Genomic DNA, 637 nt, shown 5'->3' on the forward strand with positions numbered 1-637 from the left:
GTCGATGACCGCAGCGGTTGATGTTTCCAAAGCGGGCATCAGTAAAACTTTTACCACCAAAAATACGTTAATCAGCAACAAACGCATTGATATGCAGCTGGTGGATGGTCCGTTCCGTAAGCTGACCGGAGGATGGGATTTCATCGAACTTAGCCCGGATGCCTGTAAAGTTCAGCTCAGTCTTGATTTTGAATTTACAAATAAATTGATTGAATTAGCATTCGGTAAAATCTTCAAAGAACTGGCTGGCAGCATGGTTCAGGCATTCACTCTACGCGCGAAAGAGGTCTACAGTGTCTGAGATCCGCGTTGAAGTGGTCTACGCGTTGCCGGAACGTCAGTATCTGCGAACGGTAAAACTGGCGGAGGGGAGCAGTGTCGAACAGGCAGTGAAGGCTTCCGGTTTACTTGAGTTGCGTCAGGATATCGATTTAAAACAGAATAAATTAGGTATCTATAGCCGGCCGGTGAAGCTTGCCGACGTGGTCAGCGACGGTGATCGCATTGAAATCTACCGGCCCCTGATTGCAGATCCGAAAGAGTTACGGCGTATACGCGCCGAACGTTCTAAAAAATAAGGCGCCTCAGGCGCCTTATTTTTTTACCCTGAAAGATGATTTTTGGCGGTAACCAGAGA

The 637-nt window shown here is 47.6% G+C and carries 2 protein-coding genes; both read left to right on the top strand.

The window, feature by feature from the left end; all coding sequences use genetic code 11:
- Positions 1 to 301 (top strand): SRPBCC family protein (locus tag AC1DUO_RS25970; protein ID WP_477989614.1); only part of this gene is annotated, 301 nt, incomplete at its 5' end.
- Positions 294 to 578 (top strand): RnfH family protein, encoded by a 285-nt coding sequence (locus AC1DUO_RS25975; RefSeq protein WP_013576737.1) that lies wholly within the window; start codon positions 294 to 296, stop codon positions 576 to 578. The genes AC1DUO_RS25970 and AC1DUO_RS25975, both read left to right, overlap by 8 nt.
- Positions 579 to 637: the final 59 nt, after the last annotated feature.

This window comes from Rahnella sp. P4_A8 (assembly GCF_056402435.1).